We start from the raw sequence: 21,641 nt of genomic DNA on the forward strand, positions 1-21,641 counted from the left end.
GGCGTTCGGTGCGTCGAGCGCACCCAATGTGGCGTTCGGTGCGTTGGACGCACCCAACGCCACATTGGGGTGCTTTGCCCGCCGCGGGAAAGCTGCGCACGGTCATCGGGGCGCCTCTCACGAATCCTGGTCGGAGGCGAGGCTTTCCAGCTCGCCCAGAATGAGTTCCTCGACGGTTCCGGCGAGCCCGGTGACCGTGCGCGCGGTGAGCACGTCGGCCGGGGTCACGCGGACCGCGAACAGCGCGCTCGCCTTGGCCGCGATGTGCAGGCTCTTCAGCGAATCGCCGCCGAGGGCGAAGAAGCTGTCTTCGGCGCCGACGCGGTCCGTGCCGAGGACCTCGGCCCAGATCTCCGCGAGCGCCCGCTCGGTGTCGGTCTCCGGCTCGACGTGCTCGTCGGCCCCGGCGGACGAGGCGGCGGGTGCGGGCAGCGCCCGGCGGTCGACCTTCCCGTTGGCGCTCACCGGGAACCGCTCCAGCGCCACGAACGCCGACGGCACCAGGTAGTCCGGCAGCACCCCGGCCAGGAACTCGCGCAATGCCACCACATCGGCATCGGAAACCACGTACGCCACGAGCTGCTTCACGCCCGGCTGGTCCTCGCGGACGACGACCGCCGCCTGCGCCACCGCCGGGTGCCGGGCCAGCACGGCCTCGACCTCGCCGGGCTCGACGCGGAAGCCGCGCAGCTTGATCTGGTCGTCGGCGCGGCCGAGGAACTCCAGGGTCCCCGCCGCCGTCCAGCGGACGACGTCACCCGTGCGGTACATGCGTTGCCCGGGCGGTCCGGCGGGGTCGGCGACGAACCGGTCGGCGGTCAGGCCGGGCCGGCCGCGGTAGCCGCGCGCCAGCCCCGCGCCGGCGAGGTACAGCTCCCCCGGGACACCCGGCGGCACCGGACGCAGCGACCGGTCCAGGACGTGCGCGCGCATCCCGGCCAGCGGACGGCCGATCGGGATCCGGTCCGGGACCACGTCGGACATCGGGTGCGACGTCGCGAACGTCGTCGTCTCGGTCGGGCCGTAGCCGTCGACGACCCGCAGCCCCGGGCACGCGTCCAGCACCCGCCGCACCGCGGCCGCGGGCACGACGTCCCCGCCGGTCCAGACCTCCCGCAGACCCGCGAAGCAGTCCGGGGTTTCCTGCGCCAGCACGCGGAACAGGCCCGCCGTGAGCCACATCGCGGTCAGCCCGTGCTCGCGGACCAGCGCCCGCAGCGTCACCTCGTCGACCCCGTCGCCGGGCGCGGCGACGACCGTGCCACCGGTCAGCAGCGGCACCCACAGTTCGTACGTCGTCGCGTCGAACGCCAGCGGCGAGTGCAGCAGGACCCGCTCGTGCGCGCCGCCGCGGAACCGCTCGTCCGCGGCCAGCGCGGCCACGTCGCGGTGGCGCACCGCGACGCCCTTCGGCGTGCCGGTCGAGCCGGACGTGTACATGACGTACGCGACCTGCTCCGGGTCGACGTCGACCGCCGGGTCGGTGCCGGGCTCGTCGTCCACAGAGGACAGCAGGATGGTGTTCGCGTGCGGCTGGTCCGCCTCCGCGACGACGAACCGGACCCCCTCGAGCAGCAGCCGCCGGCGCTCAAGGGGCGCACGGGTGTCGAGTGGCAGGTAGGCCCCGCCCGCCTTGACGACGGCGAGTTCGGCGACCACCGCCGCGGCCCGGCCGAGCGCGAGCCCGACCGGCTCCTCCGGCCGCAGCCCGAGCCCCACCAGCCGGTTGGCCAGCCGGTTCGCTCGGCGGTTCAAGTCGCGGTAGCTGACCGCCTCGCCATCCAGGACAGCCGCGATCGCGTCCGGCCGGGCGCGGACCTGTTCGGCGAACAGGTCCGGCAGCGACCGGGACGGCGGCTCGGCGCCGGTCGCCGTCCACTCGCCCAGCAGCCGCTCCTCGGCCGGGGAGAGCATCGGGACCGCGCCCACCGGCCGGTCGCCGTCGGCGGTCAGCTCGCGCAGCAGCGTGAGCAGGTGCCCGGCGAGCCGGGTGGCCGTCGACGCGTCGAACAGCGCCGGGTCGTACCCGAAGTCGACCGCCAGCTCCCGGCCGGGCGACGCGACGACGGTGAGCGGGAAGTTGGTCGTCTCCCGCGCCGAAAGGTCGCGCACGGTCAGGCCGTGGCCGGCTTCGGCGGCGGTGATCGGGTAGTTCTCGAACACCACCAGGCTTTCGCACAGGTTCACCCCACCCGGCAGCCCGGCCCAGCCCTGGACCTTGGCCAGCGGGAGGTGGCCGTGCCGGCGGGCCTCGGCCTGCGCGGCCTGCAGCCCGGCCAGCCACCCGGCCACCCCGGCCCCGCGGTCGACGCCGACCCGGACCGGCAGCGTGTTGATGAAGATGCCGGTGATCTCGTCGACGCCGGCGATCTCGGCCGGGCGGCCGGACGCGGTCGCCCCGAACACGACGTCGTCGTGCCCGCTGTAGGCCGCCAGCAGCAGCGCCCACGCGCCCTGCAGGACGACGTTGTGGGTAAGACCGTGCCGCTTGACGAACGCGTCGAGCCGCGCGGTCTCGGGTTCGGTCAGGTGCACCGGCAGCCACTCCGACGAACAAGGGACGCCTGCCGACGCCCGGTCACCCGGGATCGGCGTGGGGCCTTCGACGCCGACGAGCGCGGCGCGCCAGAAGCGTTCGGCGTCCGCCTGGTCGTGGCGGGTCAGCCAGGCCAGGTAGTCCCGGAACGGCGGCCGGGTGGGCAGCGCCTGCCCGGCGTAGGCGGTGCAGACGTCCGAGAGCACCTGGAAGACGCTCCAGCCGTCGAGCAGCACGTGGTGGAACGTCCACAGCACCTGGACCTCGGTCGCCGACACCCGGGAGAGCGTGACCCGCATCAGCGGCGCGACGGCGAGGTCGAGCCCCTGCGCGCGGTCCTCGGCGAGCAGCTTCCGCAGCTCCCCCGCCGCGTCGAGGCCGGTCCAGTCGATGAGGCGGACCGGCAGCCGCACGTCGTTCCGCACAACCTGCAGCGGCTCCTCGACCCCGGCCCAGACGAAGGCCGTGCGCAGGACCGGGGTCCGGTCGACGACCCGCTGCCACGCCTCGGCGAGCCGCCGCGAATCCGTGACGCCGTCGAGCACGAACGTCGCTTGCTCGACGTACATGCCTTGCCCGGTCTGCGAAAGACCGTGGAAGACCATCCCGCCCTGCATCGGCGTGAGCGGGTAGATGTCCTCCACCGTCCGGCCGTCGCCCACGAGTTCGTCCACAGTGGACTGGTCGAGCGCGGCGAGCGGGAAGTCCGACGGCGTGCGGCCGCCGGCGTCCGGCGCGGCGCAGTGCTCGATGATCTCCCGCAACGCCGCCAGCATCCGGCCGGCCAGCGCCTCGACGGTGGCGCGGTCGTGCAGGCCGGTGGCGTGCGACCAGGTCAGCTCCAGCGTCCCGCCGGTGACCCGCCCGACGACGTCGAGGGCGTGGGTCCGGGGCGCGTGCGGGTCGACGTCGGCGTCGAGCGCCCCGGCCCGGAACGGCCCTTCTTCGGCGTCGTCGAAGCGGCCGAGGTAGTTGAAGCTCACCAAGGGGTCGATGTCCGGGGCGGTGCCGGTCAGGTACCGCAGTGCGCCGTACCCGATGCCCCGCCGCGGGACCGCGCGCAGCTGCTCCTTAACGGCCTTCAGCGCCTCGCCCCAGTCCTCGGGGACGTCGAGCGCGACCGGGAACATGCTGGTGAACCACCCGACCGTCCGCGACAGGTCGACGTCGTCGAACAGCTCTTCGCGGCCGTGCCCTTCGAGGTCGATCACCGGCACCTGGCCGGTCCAGTCGCGCAGCACCCGGCCCAGCGCGGCCAGGAGGACGTCGTTGACCTGCGTGCGGTAGACCTCGGGCACGTCTCGCAGCAGCGCCCGCGTTTCCTCGTCGCCGAGCCGGACGGTCACCTCGGCGGTCCCGTCGATCGTGGCCGGTCCGTCCCCGTCGGCGGGCAGCGGCGGCACCGGCGGGAGCGTCCGCCAGTGCTCGAGCTCGTCGTCGAAGCCGCCGGTCGCGGCGTGCCCGGCCAGCCGCCGCGCCCACTCGAGGTACGACGCCGTCTTCGGCGCGAGTTCCCCGCCGCGATAAGCGGTTTCGAGGTCCTCCAGGAGGATCCGCCACGACACGCCGTCGACGACGAGGTGGTGGACGGCCAGCAGCAGCCGCCGTCCGTCGAGGACCGCCGTCAGCAACGGCCCTTGTCCGGTGTCGAAGGCGACGTCCTCGGCGAGCAGTTCGGCGGCCCAGACCGGTTCGCCGTGCTGGACCCGGCCGCGCGGCGTCTGCTCGAATCGCAGGCGGAGCGCGTCGTGGTGGGCCCAGACCGCGGCCAGGGCCCGGCGCAGCGCCGGTTCGTCGACGTCTTCGGCGAACTCCAGCACCACGCGCTGGTCGAACCGGTCCGGCTGGGTGGCGAAGTACCAGCGCTGGATCGGGGTGAGCGGCGCCGTGCCGGTCACCGGGCCCTGCTCGGCACGCGGCCCGGCACCGCCGCCGGCGTGCGCGGCCAGCGCAGCCAACGTCGGGTGCCGGAAGACGTCGTGCGGCGACAGCGTCAGCCCGGCGCGGCGGGCCCGCGACACGACCTGGATGCTGAGGATCGAGTCGCCGCCGAGCGCGAAGAAGTTCGCGTCGGCGCCGAGGTCGCCGGTGCCGAGCACGTCCGCCCAGATCGCGGCCAGCGTCCGCTCGGCGTCGGTCGTGACGGCGGTGCGGGCACCAGCACCGAACTCGGGTGCGGGCAGGGCGCGCTTGTCGAGCTTCCCGTTGACCGTCAACGGGAAGCTCTCCAGCCGGACGAACGCGGCGGGCACCATGTAGTCGGGCAGCGTCCGGGCGAGGAACGCGGCGAGGTCCTCGGCGTCGCCGGTGAAGTACGCGACGAGCCGCTTGATCCCGTGGTCCTCCCGGGCCAGCACCGCGGCCTGGCCGACGCCGGGGTGCGCGGCCAGCGCGGCCTCGATCTCGCCGGGTTCGATCCGGAACCCGCGGACCTTGACCTGTTCGTCGGCGCGGCCGGTGTACTCCAGCTCGCCGTGGGCGTTCCAGCGGACGAGGTCGCCGGTCCGGTACATCCGCTCCCCCGGCGGCCCGAACGGGTCGGGCCGGAACCGGTCGGCGGTCAGGCCGGGGTCGCCGTGGTAGCCGCGAGCCAGTCCCGCGCCGGCGAGGTGCAGCTCGCCGGGCGCGCCGGGCGGCACCGGCCGCAGGTCCGCGTCGAGGACGTAGGCCCGCATGTTATCCAGTGGCTTTCCGATCGGGACGGCTTCGGGCACCACGCCCGGCATCGGGTGCGAGGTCGCGAACGTCGTCGTCTCGGTCGGGCCGTAGCCGTCGACGACGGTGGTCTCCGGGCAGGCTTCGCGCACCCGGCGGACCGCGGCGGCCGGGACGGCGTCGCCGCCGGCCCAGACCTCGCGCATGCCGCGGAAGGTGTCCGGGGCTTCCTGGGCCAGCAGCCGGAACAGGCCCGCGGTGAAGAACGCGCCGTGGACGCGGTGCTCGGTGATGAGCCGCCGGTAGGTGTCCACGTCGAGGTCGCCGGGCGGGGCGACGACGACCGTGCCACCGTTCAGCAGCGGTACCCACAGCTCGTACGTCGAGGCGTCGAAGGCCGGGGACGCGTGCAGCAGCACCCGCTCGTGCGCGGCGAACCGCCGGTCGGCGGTCAAGGCGACGACGTCGCGCTGGCGCACGGCCACGCCTTTCGGCTTGCCCGTCGAGCCCGAGGTGTACATGACGTAGGCGAGGTTGTCCGGATTCGCTTGCCGCACCGGAGCTTCGGCACGCGGGCCGCCGGGTACCACCAGCTGTCCACTGTGGACTTCGGTCACGGTCTCGGCCCGCGACTCGTCGGTGACGAGGATCGGCACGCCGGTCAGCAGCGTCTTCAGCCGCGGCGCCGGCGCGCGGGTGTCGAGCGGCAGGTACGCCGCCCCGGCCAGCACGGTGGCGAGTTCGGCGACGACCAGGTCCGGCGAGCGGTCCAGGAGCACGCCGACGACCGTCTCGGGCCCGGCGCCGAGCGAGGCCAGGTGCCGGGCCAGCCGTCCGGCCTGCTCGGCCAGCTCCGCGTAGGTCAGGCGGACGTCGTCGCCGGCGAGCGCGACGGCGTCCGGGGTCCGGGCCACCTGCGCGGCGAATAGATCGGCGAGGGTGCCCTCCGGCACCGGGTGAGCCGTGTCGTTCCAGGCGACGAGCACCTGGTGGCGGTCGGCGGCGGTGAGCAGGTCGATGCCGTCGAGCGGGCGGTGCAGGTCTTCGGCGAACGCGTCGAGGACGCCGGTGAGCTGCCGGGCGATCCGCTCGGCCGTCGCGGGCTCGAACAGGTCCGGGTCGTAGCCGACGTCGAGACTGATCCGCTCCCCCGGCGAGGCGACGACGCTGAGCGGGTAGTTGGTCGCCTCGGCGGCGTCGACGTCACGCAGCCGCAGCCCCTGTGCCGCGCCCGCGGCGGCGTCGACCGGGTAGTTCTCGAAGACGACGAGGCTGTCGAAGAGACTGCCGGTGGTCCCGCTCCACGCCTGCAGCTTCGTCAGCGGCAGGTGCCCGAACTTGCGCGCCTCGACCTGGCGGGCCTGCAGCGCGGCGAGCCAGTCCGCGACCGGCGAGCGGTCCGCGGTGACCCGCACCGGCAGGGTGTTGATGAAGATGCCGGTGATCTCGTCGGCACCGGGCAGGTCGACCGGGCGGCCGGACACGGTGGTGCCGAAGCAGACGTCGCGCTCGCCGCTCAGCCGGGACAGCAGCAGCGCCCACGCGCCCTGCAGCACGGTGTTCATCGTCAGGCCGGCGCGGCGGGCGCCGTCCTGCAACCGGGCCGAACTCTCCACCGGCACGCGCAGCCACCGCGACGAGCTGGTCGTGTGGGCGTGGGCCGGTGCCCGGTCGAAGGGCAGCCGGGCGGGTGCGGCGAGGTCGCCGAGTTCCCCGCGCCAGTACCGTTCCGCCTCGGCGTCGTCCTGGCGGCGGAGCCAGCCGACGTAGTCCCGGAACGGCGGCCGCTCGGGCAGCGCGCCGCCGGCGTAGGCGGCGAAGACGTCCGACAGCACGCCGAATACGCTCCAACCGTCGAGCAGCACGTGGTGGAACGTCCACAGCACCCGGACTTCCGTGTCCGACAGCCGCGCGAGGGTCAGCCGCAGCAGCGGGCTCGCGGTCAGGTCGAGGCCTTCGGCGCGATCGGCGGCGACGACGTCCCGCCACGCCTGGTCCTGGTCCGCGTCCCGCCAGTCGAGGTGGGTGACCGGGACGGTGACCTGCCGCTGCACGACCTGCACCGGCTCGGGAACGCCTTCCCAGACGATCCGCGTGCGCAGCACCGGCGTCCGGTCGACGACCCGCTGCCACGCCCGGGCGAGCGCCTCGGGGTCCTCGACGCCTTCGAGGACGAAGCCGACCTGCTGGAAGTAGACGCGCTCCTCGCGCTGGGCGAGGGCGTGGAAGACCATGCCGCTCTGCATCGGGGTGAGCGGGTAGATGTCCTCTACGGAACGGCCGTCCCCGGCCAGTTCGTCCACCGTAGACTGATCGAGACGCACCAGCGGGAAGTCCGACGGCGTGCGGCCGCCGGCGCCCGGGTGGCCGCAGTGCCGGACGATCTCGCCGAGCGCGGCCGCCATCCCGGCGGCGAGTCGCTCCACTGTGGACTCCCGGTGCACGCCCTCGGCGTAGTACCAGGTGAGTTCCAGTTCGCCCGCCTCGACGCGCCCGACGACGTCGAGCAGGTGCGCCCGTGCCGAGCGCGGGCTCTCGTCGGACTCCAGCCGGCCGGAACCGAACTGGCCCAGGTAGTTGAAGCTCACCTGCGGGTCGATCGCCGGGGCGGTCCCGGTCAGGTACCGCAGGGCGCCGTAGCCGATCCCCCGCCGCGGCACCGCGCGCAGCTGCTCCTTGACGGACTTGAGCGCCGTGCCCCAGTCGTCCGGGACGTCGAGTGCGACCGGGAAGACGCTGGTGAACCAGCCGACCGTCCGCGACAGGTCGACGCCGTCGAAGATGTCCTCACGGCCGTGACCTTCGAGGTCGACGACGGGCACCCCGCCGGTCCAGTCGCGCAGCACGCGGCCGAGCGCGGTCAGCAGTACGTCGTTGACCTGCGTGCGGTAGGCCGCGGGCACCTCGCGCAGCAGAGCTTCGGTCTCCTTCGCGGAGAGCCGGACGGTGACCGAGCGCATCGAAGCGACCGTGTTCGGCCCGGCGCCGTCGACCGGGACCGAGGTCTCCCCGGTCAGGGCCCGCCAGTGGCCGAGTTCGTCGTCGAAACCGCCGGCCGCCGCGTGCTCGGTGAGCCGGGTCGCCCATTCGCGGAACGACGTCGTGCGCGGCCCGAGGTCGATCGGCTCGCCCTTCAGCGCCTGGGCGTAGCCACGGTCGAAATCCTCGGCGAGCACGCGCCACGAGACGCCGTCGACGACGAGGTGGTGCACGGCGAGCCGGACTTCGTGCGCGGAAAGGTCGAGGCGCACCAACGGCGTCTCGGCGCCGACCGGGCCGTTCTCCTGGTGCTCGCCGGTGAACCGCATCCTCAAGGCGTCGTGGTGCTCCAGCAACGCGTCCACAGCCCGCCGGGCCGCGGCGAGGTCGACCTGGTCGGGTCCTAATCGGACGAACTGGTGGAAGTGCGCCGGATCGGCGGTCTGGGTCGCGAAGAACCACCGCTGGATCGGGGTGAGCGGGACCGGGCCGCTGACCGGGCCGCGGTCGACGGCCGCCTCGGCGGTGCGCGCTGCGGCCGCCAGCGCGGCCGGGGTGCGGTGGGTGAACAGGTCGCCGGGCAGCAGTTCCAGCCCGGCGCGCCGGGCCCGGGACACCACCTGGATGCTGAGAATGGAGTCACCGCCCAGCTCGAAGAAGTCGTCGGTGACCCCGACGCGCTCGGCGCCGAGCACCTCGGCCCAGATCTCGGTCAGCTCCCGCTCCCGCTCGGTGCGCGGTGCGACATGGTCGTGGCCGCCGAAGTCGGGCGCGGGCAGGGCCTGGCGGTCGAGCTTGCCGTTGACGTTGACCGGGAAGCGCTCGAGCCGGACGAACGCGGCCGGGACCATGTAGTCCGGCAGCGTCCGGCCGAGGAACTCGGCCAGGCCGTCGGTCTCGCCGACGACGTAGGCGACCAGCCGCTTCACGCCGCCGTCCGCGCGGGCCAGCACCGCGGCCTGCACGACGTCCGGGTGCTCGCCCAGCGCGGCTTCGATCTCGCTCGGCTCGACGCGGAAGCCGCGCACCTTGACCTGCTCGTCGACCCGGCCGACGAACTCGAGCGCGCCCTCGTCGTCCCAGCGCACGAGGTCGCCGGTGCGGTACATCCGCTCCCCCGGCGGCCCGAACGGGTCCGCGACGAACCGCTCGGCGGTGAGGCCGGGACGGCCGAGGTAGCCGCGGGCCAGCCCGGCCCCGGCGATGTGCAGCTCGCCGGGCGCACCCGGCGGGACCAGCCGGAGCTCGTCGTCGAGGACGTAGACGCGGGTGTTGTCCAGCGGCGCGCCGATCGGCACGACGTCGGGGATCTCGCCGGGCAGCGGGTGCACGGTCGCGAACGTCGTGGTCTCGGTCGGCCCGTAGACGTCGGCGACCAGCGTGTCCGGGCAGGCGGCCTGGACGCGGCGCAGGGCGACCGCGGGCACGGCGTCCCCGCCGGTCCAGACCTCGCGGACGCCGGCGAAGACCTCCGGCGCTTCCTGGGCGACCAGCCGGAACAGGCCGGTGGTGAGGAACGCGCCGGTCACGCCGTGGGTGGTGAGCACCCGGCCGAGCGTGTGGACGTCGAGGTCGCCGGGCGGGGCGAGGACGACGGTGCCGCCGTTGAGCAGCGGTACCCACAGTTCGTAGGTGGCGGCGTCGAAGGCCTGCTGGGAGTGCAGCAGGACGCGGTCGTGCACGGCGAACCGCCGGTCGGCGGCCAGCGCGGCGACGTCGCGGTGCCGCGCGGCCACGCCCTTCGGCGTCCCGGTCGAGCCGGAGGTGTAGATGACGTAGGCGAGCTGATCGCGGTGCGTGGTGACCTCGGGCGGGGTCGTCGGGGCGTCGTCCGCGCCGGTGACGATCACTCCACTGTGGACGTCCTCGGCGGTGGCCAGCCAGTTCCGGTCGGCCACCAGCACGTCGGCGCCGGCCTCGCGCAGCAGCAGCCGCATCCGCTCGGCCGGGGCCCGCAGGTCGAGCGGGAGGTAGGCCCCGCCGGCCTTCACGATCGCCAGCTCCGCGGCGACGAGCGCGGGCGAGCGGTCCATCAGCACCGCGACCCGGTCTTCCGGCCGCACGCCGAGGTCGAGCAACCGGTGGGCCAGGCGGTTCGACCACGCGTCCAGCTCGGCGTAGGTGACGGACTCGGCGTCGGTGACGAGCGCGACCGCTTCGGGAGCACGCCGGACGGCGGCGGCGAACAGCTCCGGCAGGGCGGCCTCGGGGATCGGGCACGCCGTCGCGTTGCGCTCCTCCAGGAGCTGCCGGGTCTCGGCGGCCGAGAGCATCGGGATCCGGGTCGCCGGCTCGTGCGGGGCGGCGGCGAACCCGCGGACCAGCGCGGCGAGGTGGTTGGCCAGCCGGCCGGCGAGCGCGGGCGCGATCACGTCCGGGTCGTGGGTCAGGATCAGCGAGAGCCGGCGGCCCGGGTAGGCGACGACGCCGAGCGGGTAGTTGGTGCGCTCGGCCGCCCGGACGTCCCGCAGCCCCGGTACCTCGGCGGCGGGGTAGTTCTCGAAGACGACGATGCTGTCGAAGAGGCTCTGCCCGGAGCTTTCGCCGAGCGCTTGCAGCCGGGTCAAGCCGAGGTGGCCGAACCGGCGGGCCTCCGCCTGGTTCGCCTGCAGGTCACGCAGCCAGTCCGCGACCCCGCGGTCACGGTCGAGCCGCACCCGCACCGGCAGCGTGTTGATGAACAGGCCGGCGATGTCGTCCGCGCCGGGCAGTTCGGCCGGGCGGCCGGACACCGTGGCGCCGAAGCACACCTCGGCCTCGCCGCTGTAGCGGGCCAAGAGCGCTGCCCAGGCCCCCTGCACGACGGTGTTGACCGTGAGGTGGTGCCGCCGCGCGAAGGCCTGGACCGCGGCCGACGCCTCGTCGTCGAGTTCGACCGGGACGCGTTCAGTCGAACTGGCCGTGTGCGCGCGGGTGGCGGCCCGGCCACCGGGCAGCGGCGTCGGTGTCACGCCTGCGAGTTCGGCCCGCCAATGCGCTTCGGCGCGCTCGTCGTCCTGGGCGGCGAGCCAGGCGGCGTAGTCGCGGAACGGCCGCCGGATGGGCGGCTCCTCACCGCGCAGCACCGCGAGGACGTCGGACAGGACACCGAAGACGCTCCAGCCGTCGAGCAGCACGTGGTGGAACGTCCACACGACCCGGACGGACGTGGCCGAGTCCTTCGCGATGACCAGCCGCATGAGCGGCGCGCGCGTCAGGTCGAGCCCGTCGGCGAGGTCGGTTTCCAGCAGCCGCGCCAGTTCCGCGTCGGCGTCCACTGTGGACCAGTCCGGGTAGGACACCGGGACTTCGGCGGTCCGCTGGACGATCTGCACCGGCTGCGGCACACCCTCCCAGGCGATCCGGCTGCGCAGCACCGGCGTCCGGTCGACGACCCGCTGCCAGGCCTCGCCGAGCCGCCGCGGGTCGGGGACGTCGTCGAGGGTGAAGGAGATCTGCTCGAAGTAGTTGCGGTCGCCGTGGCGGGCCAGGCCGTGGAAGACCATCCCGGCCTGCATCGGCGTCAGCGGGTAGGCGTCTTCGACGTCGTCGCCCAGCGCGTCCACCGCGGCCTGGCCGAGCCCGGCGAGCGGGAAGTCCGACGGCGTGCGGCCGCCCGCGCCGGGCTCGGCGCAGTGCCGGATGATCCCGCGCAGGGCGTCGAGGAAGCTCTCGGCGAGCCGGGCGACGGTGGCCTCGTCGTGCACGTTCTCGGCGTAGTGCCAGGTGAACCGCAGGGTGTCGCCGTCGGCCTGGCCGACGACGTCGAGCAGGTGCGGGCGGCGGTCGGCGAGGTCGGCGTCCAGGGACACGTCACCGGGCGGGCCCGCGTAGAAGTCGCTCGCGAGGTCGAACCGGCCGAGGTAGTTGAAGCTCACCTGCGGGTCGATCGCCGGGGCGGTGCCGGTCAGGTACCGCAGGGCGCCATAGCCGATCCCCCGCCGCGGCACCGCGCGCAGCTGCTCCTTGACGGACTTGAGCGCCGTACCCCAGTCGTCCGGGACGTCCAGCGCGGCCGGGAACAGGCTGGTGAACCAGCCCACCGTCCGGGACAGGTCGACGCCGTCGAACAGCTCCTCGCGGCCATGGCCTTCCAGGTCGATCACCGGTACCTCGCCGGTCCAGTCCCGCAGGACCCGGCCCAGCGCGGTGAGCAGGACGTCGTTGACCTGGGTGCGGTAGACGTCCGGGACCTGCCGCAGCAGCGCCCGGGTCTCCTCGGCGGAGAGCCGGACGGTGACCGTGCGCTCCTCGGCGACGGTGTTGAGCCCGGGCCCGTCGACCGGGAGCGGGGTGACGGCCGGCAACGTGCGCCAGTGACCGAGTTCGTCGTCGAAGCCGCCGGCCTCCGCGTGCGCGGACAGCCGGGCGGCCCACTCCTGGAACGAGGTCGTCCGCGGCCCGAGGTCACCGCCGCGGTAAGCGGTTTCGAGGTCCTCCAGGAGGATCCGCCAGGAGACCCCGTCGACGACGAGGTGGTGGGCGGACAGGTGCAGCACGCGGCCCGACAGCGACCAGCGCAGCAGCGAGTGCCCTTCGCCGGCAGGGGCGTTGTGCAGTCGCCACGTGCCGTCGTCGCGGGTGAACCGCGTCCGGAGGACGTCGTGGTGGTCCGCCAGCACGGCGATCGCCGCGATGAGGGCCGCTTCGTCGACGTCTTCGGTCAGCTCGACCGAAATCGCCTGGTCGAACCGGCCGGGCACCCGCACGGTGTCGAAGAACCAGCGCTGGATCGGCGTCGGCACCACGGGGCCGGACGCCGGCCCGCGGACCGGCGCCGCCCCGGCTTCGGTCACCACCGCGGCCAGAGCCGCGATCGTCTGGTGCCGGAACAGGTCGGCGGTGGTCACCGCGAGCCCGGCCCGCCGGGCGCGGGCGCTGACCTGGATACTGAGGATCGAGTCGCCGCCGAGTGCGAAGAAGTTGTCGTCGGCGCCGACGCGTTCGACGCCGAGCACCTCCGCCCAGATCCCGGCGAGCACGGCCTCCCGCGCGGTACGGGGCGCGCGGGCCCCGGCCTCGACCGCCGGTTCCGGCAGGGCCCGCCGGTCGACCTTCCCGTTGGCGCTCAACGGCAACGCGGCCAGCACGACGACGGCCGACGGCACCAGGTAATCCGGCAGCGTGCGCCCCAGCGCGCGGCGCAGCGCCTCGGTGTCCACAGTGACCCCGTCGGCCGGGACGACGTAGCCGATGAGCCGCTTGCGGCCGCCGGTGGCCCGGACCACGACCACGGCCTGCGCCACTTCCGCTTCGGCGGCCAGCGCGCGTTCCACCTCGGCCGGTTCGACCCGGAAGCCGCGGATCTTGACCTGGTCGTCGGCGCGGCCGGCGAACTCGAGGGTCCCGTCGGTCCGCCACCGGGCGCGGTCGCCGGTGCGGTACATCCGCTCGCCGGGCACCCCGAACGGGCAGGCGACGAACTGGTCGGCGGTCGCGCCGGGCCGCCCGGCGTACCCGCGTGCGAGGCCGGGCCCGGCGACGCACAGCTCGCCGAGTGCCCCGCGCGGCACCGGGCGCAGGTGCTCGTCCAGCAGGTATCCGCGCATGTCCTCCAGCGGGGCGCCGATCGGGACCACCTCGGGGACGTCGTCCGGCGCCGCCATCCGGTAGGCGGCCGCGAACGTCGTGGTCTCGGTCGGGCCGTAGCCGTCGACGACGGCCAGGCCCGGGCAGGCGGCCAGGACGCGGCGCACGGCGCCGGGCGGGACGACGTCGCCACCGGTCCAGACCTCCCGCAGCCCGGCGAAACACTCGGGGTCTTCCTCGGCGAACAGGCGGAACAACCCCGCCGTCAGCCACATCGCGGTGACCCCGTGGGCCGTGGTGAGCGCCCGGACCGCGTCGGCGTCCAGGTCGCCCGGCGGAGCGACGACGACGGTGCCGCCGGTCAGCAGCGGCACCCACAGCTCGTAGGTGGAAGCGTCGAACGCCAACGGCGAGTGCACCAGCACGCGCTCGTGCGCACCACCGGCAAACCGCGGGTCGGCGGCGAGCGCGACGACGTCGGCGTGGCGGACCGCGACTCCCTTGGGCAAGCCGGTCGAACCGGAGGTGTATTCGATGTAGGCCAAGTTTTCCGGGTCGAGCGTGACTTCGGGTGCTCCCGCGGCCTCGTCCACATCGGACACGACCAGCGTCTGTCCGTCGTGGACGGTCGTGGCGGTGCCGTGCCACCGGTGGTCGGTGAGCAGGAGGTCCGTGCCGTCGAGCAGCAGCCGCAGCCGGTCGGCGGGGGCGCGGAGGTCGAGCGGGAGGTAGGCGCCGCCGGCCTTGAGGATCGCCAGCAGGGCCACGACGAGGTCGGCCGAGCGGTCCATCAGCACGCCGACGCGGTCCTCTGGCCGGACACCCAGCCGGACGAGCCGCCGGGCGAGCCGGTCGGCCCGGGCGCGCAGCTCGCCGTAGTCCCAACGGACGTCGCCGAAGACCACGGCGGACGCGTCCGGGTGCTCCGCCGCGACGCGGTCGAACAGCTCGGTGACGGTGTCCCGCGGGGCGGCGTCGGCCGCGGCCGGGAGCAGGAACCGGCGGTCGTCCGGGGTGAGCAGCGGCAGCGCGCCCACCGGGCGGGCGGGGTCGGCGGCGATGCCGTCCAGGAGCACTTCGAGGCTCGCGGTCAGCCGGGCGATCGTGGCGGCGTCGAAGAGCGCGGTGGCGTACTCCACGGTGACCCGCAGGCCGTCGTCACGCGGCCAGAACTCGATGACCAGGTCGAACCGGGCGGACGGCCGCGGCAGGTCGTGCTCGCGCACCCGCAGCCCCGCCACCTCGCGGGGCCGCACCAGCGGCGTCTGCAGCACGACGACGGCCTGCACCAGCGGGGTCCGGGACGGATCCCGGTCCGGCTGGACCTCCTCGACGACGCGGTCGAAGGAGACGTCGCCGTGCGCGAACGCGTCCAGCACGGTTTCCCGGAACGCACCGAGGAACTCCGCGAACGGCCGCTCGCCGTCCACTTCGGACCGCAGGACGAGCGTGTTGACGAAGAACCCGGTCAGCGGTTCGAGTTCGGCCCGGTCGCGCCCGGCGACGGCGGTGCCGACGGCGATGTCGCGCTGCCCGCCGTAGGCCGCGAGGAGCAGCTGCACGGCCGCGGTCAGCGTCATGAACGGCGTCGCGCCGAACGGCCGCCCGGCTTCGGTGACCCGGCGGACGAGACCGGCGGGCAGGTCGTGGTGGTGGACGGCGCCCGCGGTGTCGCGCTGCGCGGGACGCGGCCGGTCGGTCGGCACGCCGAGCGGTTCGACGCCGTCGAGCCGCTCGCGCCAGTACGCGGCCTGACTGTCCACTTCGGACTTTTGCTGCCAGCGCGTGTAGTCGCGGTAGCCCAGCGGGAGCGGCGGCAGGGTGGCGCCGGCGTACAAGTCCAGCAGCTCGCCGGTCAGGATGCCGATCGAGCGGCCGTCGGTGACGATGTGGTGCTGGCACAGCACGAGCAGGTGCTCACCGGGGCCCTGCGGGTAGAGCACGGCCCGCGTCAGCGGCCCCGTGCGCAGGTCGAACGGGGTGCCCAGCTCGGCCGCGAGGACGTCGTCGTCCGCGGGCGTTTCGGCGATCCGCAACGGAATTTCCCCGGCGGGAGCGATCCGCTGCACGCCTTCGCCGTCCATCGACTCGAACGTCGTCCGCAGCGATTCGTGGCGGGCGCAGAGCTTCGCCAGGGCACCGCGCAGCGCTTCGACGTCGAGCGGGCCGGACAGCGTGAGGCCGACGCCGGTGTTGTACTCGGCGCTGCCGCCCGCCAGTTCGTCGAGGAACCACAGCCGCCGCTGGGCCGGGGACAGCGGGAGCACGTCGGCGGGCGGGGTCACCGGGATCGCGGCCTCGTCGGCGCGCGGCGCGTCCTCGATCAGCCGGGCCAGCGCGGCGACGCTCGGCGCGTCGAAGATCGCCCGGGCCTCGAGGCGCACGCCGAACTTCCGGCGCAGCCGTGACAACGCCTGCACCGCGAGGATCGAGTCGCCACCGGTCGCGAAGAAGTCGTCGTCGGCGCCGAGGCGGGGAACGCCCAGCACGTCGGCCAGTACTCGGGCCGCTTCGCGTTCGGTGTCCGTCCGCGGCTCGGTGCCGCGCTCCCCCGGGTCCACGGGCGGCGCGGGCAGCGCCCGGCGGTCGACTTTTCCGTTGCCGCTCAACGGAAGCGCGTCGAGGACGACGAACGCGGACGGCACCATGTAGTCCGGCAGGGTCGCGGCGGCGACCTCCGCCAGGTCGCCGGGCTCGGCGTCCGGCTCCGCGACAACGTAGGCGACCAGCCGCTTGGCACCAGGCCGGTCCTCCCGGGCCACGACCACGACCTCAGTCACCCCGGGCGCGGCGGCGAGCACCGTCTCGATCTCGCCCAGCTCGACGCGGAAGCCGCGGACCTTGACCTGGTCGTCGGCGCGGCCGAGGAACTCGAACTCGCCTTCGGCGTTCTGGCGCACCAGGTCGCCGGTGCGGTACATCCGGTCGCCGGGCGCCCCGGCCGGGTCGGCCACGAACCGGTCCGCGGTCGCACCCGGCCGCGCCCAGTACCCGCGGGCCAGGCCGGCCCCGGCCAGGTGCAGCTCACCGGGTTCACCGGGGGCGACCGGGTTCAGGGCGCCGTCCAGCACGCGCACGCCGACGTCGTCGAGCGGGCGCCCGATCGGGACCGCGTCGGGTACCCGCTCCGCCGACGGCATCCGGTGGCTGGTCGCGAAGGTGGTGGTTTCGGTGGGCCCGTAGCCGTCGACCACGGTCAGGCCGGGGCAGGCGCGCAGCACCCGCCGCACGGCGCCGGCCGGGACGACGTCCCCGCCGGTCCAGACCTCGTGCACGCCGCGGAAGCAGTCCGGGGCTTCCTGCGCCACGATCCGGAACAGGCCGGCCGTCAGCCAGAGCGCCGTGACGGCGTGCCGGTCGAGGAGCCCGCGCAGGGTCTCGACGTCCAGGTCTCCGGGCGGGGCGACCACGACCGTGCCACCGGAAAGCAGCGGTACCCACAGTTCGTACGTCGTCGCGTCGAACGCGGCGGGCGAGTGGAGCAGCACCCGGCGGTGCGCGGCACCGGCGAACCGGCTGTCCGCGGCGAGCGCCGCGACGTCGCGGTGCCGGACCGCCACCCCTTTCGGCGCGCCGGTCGAGCCCGAGGTGTGCATGAGGTAGGCGAGCCGGTCACCGTCCACATCGGGCAGTGCGCGATCCCGTTCCGACAGCGGCTGCCCGGCTTCGACCACAGGTCCACTGTGGACCCGGGCGGCGTGCTCGGGTTCGTCGGTCACCAGCACCGAAACCCCGGCGGTGGCGAGCACCAGCCGGAGCCGGTCATCGGGGGCCCGCAGGTCGAGCGGTACGTAGGCACCGCCGGCCAGCACGACCGCCAGCTCGGCGACGACCAGCTCGGCCGAGCGCCGCAGCAGCAGGCCGACCCGGTCCTCCGGGGACAGTCCCAGCCGGAGCAGGTGCGCGGCGAGCCGCTCGGCGCGGTCGGCCAGCTCGGCGTAGGTGAGCCGGTCTTCGCCGTCGACCGCGACCGCGTCCGGGGTTTCGCGGACCCGCGCGGCGAACAGCTCGGTCAGGGCCCCGGTTCTCGCCGGGGAGTCTTGCACGGTCATCGTCGGTGGCACCTTCCGGGCGCAGGCTGAGGAGCCCGCCGGCAGGGCGGGCACGGGGAGGGAGGGGTTCGTTCAGCAGCGTCGCGCGAGGCGGCCGCCGATTTCGACCGCGGCCGACGCACCGCGGTCACCGCGGAAGCGGCCGCACGGCGTGGCCCGGCCGGTCGCCGGGTCGCGGACGGTGAAGCTGCCGTCGTCGTGCAGGACGAGCTCCGGGTAGACCTCGCCGTCGACGACGAGCGCGGCGCCCGTACCGTCGGGGCGGACGGTGTAGTCGATGGCGCCGTTGCGGTAGGTGCCGAAATCTCCGTCCGGGACCGGTACGGGCCGGGCGCCGGGCACGCCGAAGCGCTGCTCGGGCAGGTCGAAGCCCAGCTCGCGCAGCTCGGCGGCGACGTCGTGCCACAGGTCCGTGCCCGCGGCGCCGTTCGCGGTGAAGGCGACCACGCAGGCGCCGGCCTGGTCGATGCGCAGGTGGCAGGCCGTGCCGTCGGCGGTGCCGTCGTGGCCGAGCCAGGCGTCGTCGCCGGAGCCGAAATGGGCGATCCCGAGGCCCCAGCCGTCGGCGAGCCCGAACGGATCGGCTTCCGGCACGGGCCGGTGCATGTCGGCGGCCGTCACGACGTCGAGCAGTCCCGGCTTGCCCAGGTGGATCCGGCCGAGCTCGACCAGGTCCCGCGCGCTGAACGCCAGCGCCCCGGCCGGGTCGAGCATCGGCGGCAGCACCTGCTCGACCGGCCGCGCCCCGGCCGGCCCGGTGGCCCGCCCGTGCCCGGAGACGCCACGCGTGCTCTCGGCGTAGACCGGCTCGATCTTCGACGGCCGCAGGACGATCGCCTCGACAGCCTCCCGCCAGGTCATCCCGGTGACCGCTTCGATCACGGCGCCGACCAGCGCGTACCCGAGGTTCGAGTAGGAGAACGCGGTGCCCGCCGGGCAGACGGGGATCGCTTCGCGCACCTCGCGCAGGCAGCCCGCGGTCGGATCGGCGGGGTCGGACGGCAGCCCGCTGGTGTGGCTGAGCAGCCGGCGCGGAGTCAGGCCGCGGTCGAGGCCGGCCACGCCCAGGACGTCACCGACGGGTTGATCGAGCTCCAGGTCGTCGTCGGCGACGAGGGCCATCGCGACCGTCGCCGTGGCCACCTTGGTGACCGACCCGGACGGCACCGCGGACTCCTCGGTCATCGGCGTGCCACGGTCCTGGTCTTCGACACCGGTCTGGACCACCAACCGCTCACCGTCCCGCAGGACGGCGAGCTGCGCTCCCGGCACCCGGTGCCGGCGAGCCGCGCGGTCCAGCACCGCGTCCAGCCGTTCCGCCGTGACCCGTTGCCTGTCCGAGGCGAGGTGACCGTCTCGTACGGATTGCATGACCCGACCCTCCGATATCGCACGAAAAACCCAGCACTGCGAATGCCCCACGACTGCAACCGCCCTGAACAATCCCCACCAGCACCGCACATCGGGGCGGCTGGAATTAATACGCTGCCCGTTCGCCGATGATCGTCAGTACCGCCAATCGTGGGATCCCAACATACGACGACCCCGGTTCGGGGTTACCCAACGTAGCAACGACAACGGCACCATTCCACGACTTGAGCAGCCATTTACCCGGCGGTTTCCCACGCCGGTGGACACGTCGAACAACGGCGAGCACCGGCAAATCGCCGTACCACCTCGCCGACTGGTTCACGCGGCCACTCCACGACCGCTGGAGGCTGTTACCCGGTGGCACAACGGGTTAAACAGGCGATCTCACGCCACTTTCCAGCCCTGGGTTCTCGACGTCTTGGCAAGCCCGTCAGCTGCGGAAACGCGATTCTTGATCTTTGTTCCGCAAATTACCGGCGAGTCAAGCAGCACATCCGGACGCACGTGCACCGTATCGTGCACCCGATCGCCGGTTTTATTTCGCATAATTAGCCGTTCGTCCCATCGCCTGGGAAACAGGACAAGAACCGGACCACCCGATTGGACCGTAACGAAATAGGCGATGGAATTCGGAGGGTCACCGGCCGTTTTCCGGTCTCCGACCGTTCACTGCGGTGACGACGTTCGTTCGCCGGAAACCTCCCCGAATGCGTCTTCACGGGGCACGTCGACAGCGGCTTCGTGCGGCCCTGGACCGGGCATCGCGGGCTCGGTGGCGCGGGGACGTGATGAAGGGGCCGTTCATGTCGCCTGGCGAGATGAACGACCCCTTCATGACGTGCGGGGGCCGGGTCGGCGGTCGGTCAGCGCTTCCGCGAGCGCGGGCCATGCGGCAGCTCGACGCACCGCCGCTGGAGATCAGGCACTCGCCGGCGCGGCAGACCGCGGGCCTGCGACTCCGCCAATTGCCGCAGCCGCTCGGCCGCACGTCCGGCACCGCTTCTCAGGTGAGCCCCGACCTCGGCGGCATTCCGCAGCAGCCCGCGAATCTCGTCGTCGTGGCAGCCCGGCGGGGGCCGGCGGCTCCCCCGCGGTCCAGATCGGCCGCTCAGCCGCGCGGGGTCATCCCCGTGGGCTGGACCAAACCGCCACCGGCACGGACGCGGGCGCGCCGATCTTGGTGCCCTTCCGGTAACCACCGAAGATCAGGCCGAGGATCAGGATGACGAGCGCGATCACCAGCACCCACAGCCACCACTTGCGCACGGCCTCTCCCCTCTCCGGCGGGCTCGACCCCGCGAACGTACCCACCGAGCCGGTTCGCCAAGCGTGCGCTTGGGTATTCCTCCCGGCATGGGTGCATGGGGCAAGCGGCTCATCGGGATCGGTGTGGCAGTGGTGGTCTTGGCGGCCGCGGCGCTCGTCGGATCGGCGGTACACCTGTTGCCCCAGTTGCGCAATCCGTTCGCCCAGCAGACCGAAGAGCACTCCGGCCCGGTGCTGCTGCAGTCGATCGTCGAGCTGTCGCGCTACGAGGCCGCCAGTGGCTCGTTCCAGGTGGTCGTCGACATCACGACCAGCTCGGTGCTGCCCAGCTTCCTCGTCGGCAGCGACACGATGTTCATCGGCGTCGGCACGGACAACTCCTACGTGGACTTCTCCCGGCTGAAGGGCGACGCCGTCCAGGTTTCCGACGACCGCCTGTCGGCCACGATCACGCTGCCGCACGCCCAGCTGGAGCCGGCGACGCTGGACGTGCACGAGTCCCACGTCTACGCGCAGCAGCAGGGCCTGTTCACCCGCATCAACGACTTCCTGAACGGCAACCCGAACTCGCAGCAGGCCCTCTACGAGCTCGCTCAGAAGCAGATCCAGGCCGCGGCCGCGAAGAGCACGCTGGTGGCCGACGCGGAGCGGAACACCAAGGTGATGCTGACCGGCTTGCTGCAGTCGCTCGGCTTCAAGAACATCACAGTGAACTACGCGGACAACCCGACCGGGGGCTGACCTCGGCTCACCGGTGCAGGCGCTGGGGCCAGTCCTCCGGCAGCCGCTCCGCCGGGCCGGGCGCGGCCTGGGTGAGCGGGCGGTGCTCCGGGGCGGCCAGCGTGGGACCGGACTCGTACATCTGTTCCGTCTCGTAGTCCCAGAACCACTCTTCGCCCGGCTCGAAGCTGCGGACGATCCGGTGTCCCGTCGCCGCGGCGTGGGCGCTGGCGTGCTGGCCGGGTGAGGAGTCGCAGCAGCCGATGTGGCCGCAGCCGGCGCAGCGCCGGAGGTGGAACCACCAGCCCTGCGGGTCCGCGGCGTCGCAGTCCGCGCAGCCCGGGCCGCTCGGCGGCACCGACGGGTCGACTCCTTGCATGCGAACTCCTCTGCTCAAGACCAAGGCTGATCCGACTCTAATCCGAACCGCGGCGGGCGCCGAATCGGGCGGTGGTCGGCGGGAAAAAGTTCGGGATCGATTCAGAAATTTCTGCTAGCCTCGCCCCTGTCTCGCGGCTCACCGGCGCGCCGCCCCGTTAGGCGAACTCACCGAG

5 protein-coding genes are annotated in these 21,641 nt (G+C 73.6%); 1 reads left to right on the forward strand and 4 read right to left on the reverse strand.

The genetic code is table 11. The features are described from left to right. Window positions 1-117: 117 nt before the first annotated feature. The 3 genes from H4696_RS12535 to H4696_RS12545 all read right to left on the reverse strand — a co-directional run bounded on the left by H4696_RS12535 (window position 118) and on the right by H4696_RS12545 (window position 20,367). Complete coding sequence (locus H4696_RS12535; RefSeq protein ID WP_420831561.1) at window positions 118-17,724, reverse strand: non-ribosomal peptide synthetase; 17,607 nt, start codon at window positions 17,722-17,724, stop codon at window positions 118-120. A gap of 78 nt (window positions 17,725-17,802) precedes the next feature. Beyond that, complete coding sequence (locus H4696_RS12540; protein WP_086859917.1) at window positions 17,803-19,101, reverse strand: serine hydrolase domain-containing protein; 1,299 nt, start codon at window positions 19,099-19,101, stop codon at window positions 17,803-17,805. A 1,122-nt stretch (window positions 19,102-20,223) separates the two neighbouring features. Next, a complete protein-coding gene (locus tag H4696_RS12545) occupies window positions 20,224-20,367 on the reverse strand; it encodes a hypothetical protein (RefSeq protein WP_169734977.1) in 144 nt (47 codons plus the stop codon). Window positions 20,368-20,454: 87 nt separating this feature from the next. Between H4696_RS12545 and H4696_RS12550 the strand changes: the two genes are divergently transcribed. Then, complete coding sequence (locus H4696_RS12550) at window positions 20,455-21,108, forward strand: DUF4230 domain-containing protein (protein WP_225955663.1); 654 nt, start codon at window positions 20,455-20,457, stop codon at window positions 21,106-21,108. Between the two features lie 7 nt (window positions 21,109-21,115). Here H4696_RS12550 and H4696_RS12555 read toward each other — a convergent pair whose 3' ends face one another. Then, on the reverse strand, window positions 21,116-21,466 hold the full coding sequence (locus H4696_RS12555) for a UBP-type zinc finger domain-containing protein (RefSeq protein WP_086859916.1): 351 nt from the start codon (window positions 21,464-21,466) through the stop codon (window positions 21,116-21,118). Window positions 21,467-21,641: the final 175 nt, after the last annotated feature.

Origin of the sequence: Amycolatopsis lexingtonensis, from assembly GCF_014873755.1 — a bacterium.
Classification (GTDB): Bacteria; Actinomycetota; Actinomycetes; order Mycobacteriales; family Pseudonocardiaceae; genus Amycolatopsis; species Amycolatopsis lexingtonensis.